The sequence below is a fragment of the Vibrio fujianensis genome, assembly GCF_002749895.1.
In the GTDB taxonomy this organism is placed as follows: Bacteria; Pseudomonadota; Gammaproteobacteria; order Enterobacterales; family Vibrionaceae; genus Vibrio; species Vibrio fujianensis.
Genome location: NZ_NBUS01000033.1, coordinates 32,242 through 33,611, shown reverse-complemented (window position 1 = coordinate 33,611; position 1,370 = coordinate 32,242). Strand labels below are relative to the sequence as shown.

3 protein-coding genes are annotated in these 1,370 nt (G+C 42.8%); all 3 read right to left on the bottom strand.

Annotated features, from left to right (window positions below):
• On the bottom strand, positions 1-216 hold a 216-nt coding region (locus tag B7C60_RS17515), incomplete at its 3' end, for an HflX-like GTP-binding protein (RefSeq protein ID WP_483887745.1).
• 41 nt (positions 217-257) lie between these two features.
• Positions 258-521, bottom strand: coding sequence for an RNA chaperone Hfq (hfq, locus tag B7C60_RS01675; protein WP_099610147.1), 264 nt, complete (start codon positions 519-521; stop codon positions 258-260).
• A 196-nt stretch (positions 522-717) separates the two neighbouring features.
• On the bottom strand, positions 718-1,370 hold a 653-nt coding region (miaA, locus tag B7C60_RS01670), incomplete at its 5' end, for a tRNA (adenosine(37)-N6)-dimethylallyltransferase MiaA (RefSeq protein WP_245868397.1).

The following is a 1,370-nucleotide window of genomic DNA, read 5'->3' as shown; positions in this document are numbered from 1 at the left end:
CGATTGCACGGCTTGTGCAATTTCTTGTGCTTTACCCTCACCGACATAATATTTAGGGTGAGGAGACTGACGGCTACCCGTAATCACTTGTAGCGTCGAGACACCAGCAGAAGAGACAAGCATCTCACACTCACTAAGATCGTCCCACTCACCCTGTTGCGTGAAGTTGATATGAACAAGTACGGCTCGCTCACCGGCTTCATAACGGTCAAACAAGCGCTCAACTCCTTAATCTATGATAAATTGACGACAAAAAATTAATCGTCTGATTTTTCTGTTGTACGTTCTGCTGTAGGCCGGTCTGCATTATGATGACTGACTGGACGAGCAGGAACAACCGTTGAAATGGCGTGTTTATAAACCATTTGGTTGACTGTATTCTTCAACAGAATAACAAACTGATCAAATGACTCAATTTGTCCTTGTAATTTAATGCCGTTTACTAAATAAATAGAAACAGGAATACGCTCGCGGCGTAGTGCATTTAAGAATGGGTCTTGTAGAGATTGCCCCTTAGCCATTTTATTTTCCTTATTTTGTATTTTGTTGTAATTATTTAGCTAGTGGTGCACGTCTATTGGTGCGGCCTTTACATCTGAGCTAAACGAATAAAAACACCCTATGTTACTCATCAGAAAGATTCATTGCCCTATCTATAAGCAATGGATCCTTTACAGGGCACATCACGCAAAAGCGATCACATTATACACAGCTAACTCAATCCGATGCTATGGCATTTGAAAGAGTTTCTAACGCTTGATCAACATGCTCACTATCTAACCAAGTTAGATCATCCCAGCTGCGCAACCAGGTGATCTGACGCTTGGCCAATTGACGGGTTGCACAGATACCACGATAAATGGCCTCATTTAAACTGCCCTTCCCATCTAAATACTCCCACATTTGTCGATAACCGACACACCGAATAGACGGTAAATCAGGATGAAGATCACCTCGAGCGTAAAGCGCTCTCACTTCTTGCTCGAAACCTGATTCGACCATCTTATCGAAACGAAGTTCAATTCGACGATGGAGTTCAGCCCTATCCTTGGGAGCTATTGCAAACTGCTTAATACGGAAAGGAATCGGCTCCCCTTTCGTTTTTGTCAGCTCTGTAAGAGTTTTACCTGAAATTCGATAAACTTCCAATGCCCGTGACAATCTTTGTGGATCATTTGGATGAATTCTTGCCGCAGAAATTGGATCAATTTGTTGCAATTCGGCATGTAACCCTTCCCATCCTATTACTTGCGCTCGTAAATCGATCGCTTGTCTAATAAAAGGATCGGCAGCAGGTAGCGGCGATAATCCTTCTAATAGCGCTTTATAATACAGCATGGTACCGCCAACTAAGAGCGGTATTTTTCCTT

What these genes read in the sequence shown, in the direction of transcription:
- hfq (WP_099610147.1), bottom strand. Translation starts at nt 521, where the DNA reads ATGGCTAAGGGGCAATCTCTACAAGACCCATTCTTAAATGCACTACGC.